The organism is Pluralibacter sp., from assembly GCF_019237635.1.
GTDB lineage: Bacteria > Pseudomonadota > Gammaproteobacteria > Enterobacterales > Enterobacteriaceae > Enterobacter_B.
In genome coordinates, this window is record NZ_JAFAGS010000003.1 from 1 (window position 1) to 5,323 (window position 5,323).

Genomic DNA, 5,323 nt, shown 5'->3' on the forward strand with positions numbered 1-5,323 from the left:
CATGACGGCAACCGAACAGTTAGCCGTCCCATAGTCAAAACCAATAAACACCCGTTATTTCCCCATGCCAGTGAAGAAGGGGGGCGACTTTAGCGGAAAGCGAGAAATAATGCCATCTACTCGTTTCTACTTGCTCCATAAAATTGACAGTTATATGATTTTAAACGAGTAAATATTGGTTACTTGAATGCTGGAAGCTTCCTTGCGTGTTCTTGCGCACCGGTTAGCCTTCCGGCATCAAAAATGGGCTGCTCATAATCATCTGTGTCATCTCTTACGCGGTAAATTTTCCAGAGTCCATTTTCACGCCGCATAAACACCGATAACGCTTTATAGGCGCCGTTCTCCTTTCCGACACTCACCGGTACGACTACGCCGCCAAGAAACGCGACAGGTTTGCCGACTTTGAGGGCGCTAACCCAGTTGCTATCGTAGTCCTGTCCATAGAAAAAATAATCACTCAGGTAAATTTCTTGCTCTTCTATTTTTTCGATGGTCGCCAGCCGTTTCAGCGTGTCGGCTGCAACATAATGCTGCATTTCCTCAGAGGAATACGCTGTTTTATCCGGATCATCGAAAGCGGGCAGGTAATAGTGATAAAAATCAGATGCGGATTTTTCTGGTGCTGGCGTTTGCGACGTGCAGCCAGCCAGCCAGAAACACAGCAGCAGTGGTAGCAGCGCTGGCCCATAGTCCTTCGCATCAAGGGTTTTTCTCACTTCCACCCCGCCCGCATATATTGCCCGTCTGACGAATTCTGCACATCGACGTTGTGATGATGTGCCTGCCTGGTGGCGGGCGTATACACCTGCTGCATATCTATCCCAACTCATAGCATATCCCTGTAATACAAACGATTGATAGAGACTCAATAAGCGCCGGAATATACATTTCCGTTATGCAATTGGTGCCATATGAATTATATATAAAACATGTAATTACATCTGATTTTTGAATGATTGTCACAGCGGCTAACTCCGGCGACAACCGGAATATGAAAGCAAGGCGAAAAATGCGCCAGGCGGTTATCCTGTAAAGGTTAACGAAGGAGAAGACATGTTTAGTTTGCCCTGGCAGCCGCCTTATGACTGGAACTGGATGTTTGGCTTTCTCGCCGCCCGTGCCGTGACCGGCGTCGAGACCTTTGAGGATAACCGCTACACCCGAAGCTTTGCCTGGGAGGGGCGCTACGGGCTGATGCAGGTCACGCCGGATACGACGACACAGGCCCTTAAGGTCACGCTCTCCGACAGGCTTCTTGCGGTAGCGCCGGTCTGTCTCGCCCGACTGGAGCGGTTGTTCGACTTGCGTTGCGACCCCCACGCGGTGGCGGGCGCGCTTGGCGAACTGGCGGCGGGGCGCCCTGGGCTCAGGCTGCCAGGCTCTGTGGATACGTTCGAACAGGGCGTGCGGGCCATTCTGGGGCAACTGGTGAGCGTGTCGATGGCGGCAAAACTGACCAGCCGGGTGGCGATGGCCTACGGTACGCCGCTTGCCGACGCGCCGGGCTATTACTGTTTCCCCACGCCGGAGCAGCTGTCGCTGGCCGACCCGCTGCAGCTCAAAAGCTTAGGGATGCCGGTGAAGCGCGGCGAGGCGTTGGTGCATCTCGCCCAAGCGGCCATCTCCGGCGAACTGCCGCTGACGCCGCCGGAGGATGTCGGGCAGGCCATGAAGGCGCTGCAAACCTTTCCGGGCATTGGCCGCTGGACGGCCAACTACTTCGCGCTGCGCGGCTGGCAGGCCAAAGATGTGTTCCTGCCAGACGACTATCTGATTAAACAGCGTTTCCCGGGTATGACGCCCGCGCAGATTCGTCGCTATGCCGAGCGCTGGCAGCCGTGGCGTTCGTATGCGCTGCTGCACATCTGGTATAGCGACCAGTTCCAGCCCGTTTAGTGCGTATGCTGACGATGCCCGGCGGCATTATCCGGCTGGGCGGCGCCCTGGCCGGAAATTACCACTCCCCGGGTCTCACGGCCAAAGGCCACGAACAGGCAAATCAGCACCGCGACCGTACCGGCGACCATCGCCATCGCCATCCCGTAGTTGCCGCCGTTCGCCTCGGCGATCCGCGCCTGCAGGGTGGCGTTCACCGAGGCCAGCAGGTTGCCTAACTGGTAGACGAAGCCCGGCAGCACCGCGCGCGCGTTGGCAGGCACCAGTTCGTTAAGGTAGGTCGGCACCACGCCCCATGCGCCCTGCACCATAAACTGCATCAGAAACGCCCCGAGGCCGATGTTGAACGACCCGGTCGAGAACGCCCACAGCGGCAGCACCGGCAGCGCGAGGAAGGCGGCGATCATCATCGCTTTTTTCCGTCCGATACGCTCCGACATCGAGCCAAAGAAGACGCCCCCCATCATGGCGGCAATATTGTAGCCGATGGCGATCAGGCTGACGGTATGCGGGTCAAAGCCGTGCTGCACTTTCAGGAATGTCGGGTAGAGATCCTGGGTGCCGTGGCTGAAGAAGTTAAAACAGGCCATCAGCAGCACCAGATACAGACACAGTTTCCAGTGGCTGCGCAGCACCGGCATCAGCGCTGTACTCTCTTTACGTTCGCGCGCCGCGAGCCATACCGGCGATTCCGGCACTTTCAGCCAGATGTAGGGCAGCAGGAAAATGGGCAGGGCGCCGATAAGGAACATCCCGCGCCAGCCCACGGTGCTGTAAAACAGGCCGAAAATCACCGAGGCCAGCAGGTAGCCGCACGGATAACCGGCCTGGAAAATCCCGGACATCAAGCCGCGCGAACGGTCAGGGATGGTTTCCATCGCCAGCGATGAGGCCACGCCCCAAATCCCGCCCATCGCGATGCCGTAGAGCAGGCGCAACCCGAGAAAGATGGCGAACGTCGGCGACCAGGCCGAGAGCAGTTCGAAGATGCTGAAGAACAGAATATTGAGCATCAGGATCGGGCGACGGCCGAATTTTTCCGCCAGGCGGCCAAACAGCAGCGCGCCGATGGGGCGTACCGCCAGGGTCAGCATGATGGCGATGGAGACCTCTGAGACGGAGGAATGAAACCAGATCGCCAGATCGCTTAACACGAAAACCAGAATGAAAAAGTCAAACGCGTCAAGCATCCAGCTGGAGAAACTGGCGACGGCGACATGTTTTTGTGTAGAGGTCCAGTTACGGATTGTTGTCATAATCGGTGTCCTGATAATGGCTGCGTGTCAGGCAGCGTACGGTGATCAGGCTTTACGCTGGCAAGAAGAGCGACAGTTCCTGTCAACCAAGCGAGGAAGTTTTGTTATGCATTTGTATATTACATGTAAAGATAAGTTAGTTAGCGGGTTAATGGTTAAATTTTGTAAACAGTAGCGGCTTAATGAAACAGGGCGAGGGAGTACGCTCCGCAGCAGCGGAGCAGGGAAGTCAGTTAATGGCGAAGTAGCTGGTGTTGAGCATCAGCTCGATGGGCTGATTGTGGGCGATAAGGTCGCCATAGATAAGATCGACGCCGATGCTAGAGAGGGTATCCATCATCAGCGCCTGGCTTGTCGGCCCGGCGATGGTTTTAATGCCCAGCCGCTGCGCGTGGCCCTGCACAATGGTCACCATCATTTCGTCCATCAGGTTAACGTGTACGCTGCTGATAATTTCCGGGTCAAGCATCACATAGTCCACCTGACCTGGCGTCAGGTGGTTGAACAGATCCATATCATGGCCGACGTGGCTGAGGATGATTTTGCACCCCGCCGCGCGCAGGCGCGCGATGCCGTCCTGCGCGCTGGCTTGCGGCACGCTGTTGGCATGAATAATCACATGCAGCAGGCGCGCCGGCATCGCGTTTTGCGCAAGGCCTTCCAGCAGTTCATCGATAAGCGTTGAGCTTGCCGGCCCGACGACGGAGAGCGGCAACGTGACGCTAATGCCGCGGGCGGCGACCGCAGCAGCCCCGTCGCGGAAGAAGGCCTGATAGATACGGCGATCCAGGGCGTGAATGAGCGCCGGGTCGGACAGACCTTTGCGAAACGCCTGCTCTTCCAGCATCTCGCCTTCGCTGTTCCACAGCCGCAGCGACAACAGCCAGAAATGGCTGGCTTCCGGTACGCGGGGGGAGGCGACGCCGCGCGCCATCAGCACCATATGGTTATCCTTGATGATCCGCCACTGCTCTTCCTGCGTCATCATGCTGCGCGACTGCTGCAGACCTCCTTGCTGCGGCTCATAAACGGTGACCATGCCGCGCCCGTTATTTTTTGAGGCATAGCAGGCGATGTCGGCCTGCGACATGACCTCAGAGGACTGGCGATTGTGTTCATCGATAACCGTTACCCCGGCGCTGGCGCCGACACGATGGATCTGCCCCTCCCACATAAACTTGTAGTCGTTGACAGCGTCAATAATGCGGGTGATGATGTAGCGTGCGCTCTCGATGTTGCAGTCCGGCAGCAGCAGGCCGAACTCATCCCCGCCCAGGCGGGCCAGAATGTCGCTGGTTCTGAGCTGGCTTAACATTAATGACGACAGCTCGCGCAGCAGCACATCGCCTGCGGCATGACCCGCGGTATCGTTAACGGCTTTGAAGCGGTCGAGGTCGATAAAGACCAGCACATGACGCTGGTGGGTTTCCTGCACGGTTTGCAGCAGACGTTTCAGGTGATTTTCAAAACTTACCCGGTTCGCCAGGTGGGTGAGCGCGTCATGAGAGGCGCTGTAGCTCAGCTGGCGCAGCATTTTACGCGATTCAGTGACGTCCTGGATGACCAGTACGGAGCCGATATTCTGCCCGTCGAGGGTGCTGAGCGGCGTAATGCTGTAGTGGATATCGTATTTCCCGCCGTTGCGGCAGTGGAGAACCACGTCCTGTTCGATATCGGTACGGGAAATATCGCCGCTATGGATATTTTCCATCAGCGGTCCGTTATCGCCGAAAGTGATACGCAGCACGTTCAGCAGCGGCTGTTTCATCGCGTCGGCCTGACTCCAGCCGCTCATTTTTTCCGCCACCGGGTTCATAAAGGTGACGTTCATAGCGACATCAGTACACAGCACCGCTTCGCCGATAGAGTCGAGGGTAATATGCAGGCGCTCTTTTTCCTGGAACAGCGCTTCGTTGAGCTTTTTAACCTCAGTCATATCCATGTTGATGCCGAGCAGGCGCTCAACCTCGCCCTGCTTGTTCAGCACCCGGTTAGCCAGCGAACGGATGTGGCGAATCCCGCCTTTGACGTGAATGCGAAACTCAAGCTTAAAGGGCGAGCGGGTGTGAAGGGCGTTGCGGATAACCCGCTCTGCGTGCTCTTTATCCTCTTCCACCAGACAGTTGTACCAGAGGTTCCAGCTCGGCTTCATATGCGAGGGAATGTCG

The 5,323-nt window shown here is 56.9% G+C and carries 4 protein-coding genes; 1 reads left to right on the forward strand and 3 read right to left on the reverse strand.

The window, feature by feature from the left end:
• Positions 1–179: 179 nt before the first annotated feature.
• Positions 180–833 carry a DUF3828 domain-containing protein gene (locus JO226_RS00380; protein WP_293471670.1) on the reverse strand — a complete coding sequence of 218 codons (654 nt, stop codon included), beginning with the start codon at positions 831–833 and terminating at the stop codon, positions 180–182.
• Between the two features lie 223 nt (positions 834–1,056).
• On the opposite strand from JO226_RS00380, the gene alkA reads away from it, so the two are divergent.
• Positions 1,057–1,899 carry a DNA-3-methyladenine glycosylase 2 gene (gene alkA / locus JO226_RS00385; RefSeq protein ID WP_293471672.1) on the forward strand — a complete coding sequence of 281 codons (843 nt, stop codon included), beginning with the start codon at positions 1,057–1,059 and terminating at the stop codon, positions 1,897–1,899.
• On the opposite strand, the gene JO226_RS00390 is transcribed toward alkA, so the two are convergent.
• Together JO226_RS00390 and JO226_RS00395 are read right to left on the reverse strand one after the other, a co-directional pair.
• Complete coding sequence (locus JO226_RS00390) at positions 1,896–3,155, reverse strand: MFS transporter (RefSeq protein WP_293471674.1); 1,260 nt, start codon at positions 3,153–3,155, stop codon at positions 1,896–1,898. The genes alkA and JO226_RS00390 overlap by 4 nt on opposite strands.
• Positions 3,156–3,384: 229 nt before the next feature.
• On the reverse strand, positions 3,385–5,323 hold a 1,939-nt coding region (locus JO226_RS00395), incomplete at its 5' end, for a diguanylate cyclase (protein WP_293471676.1).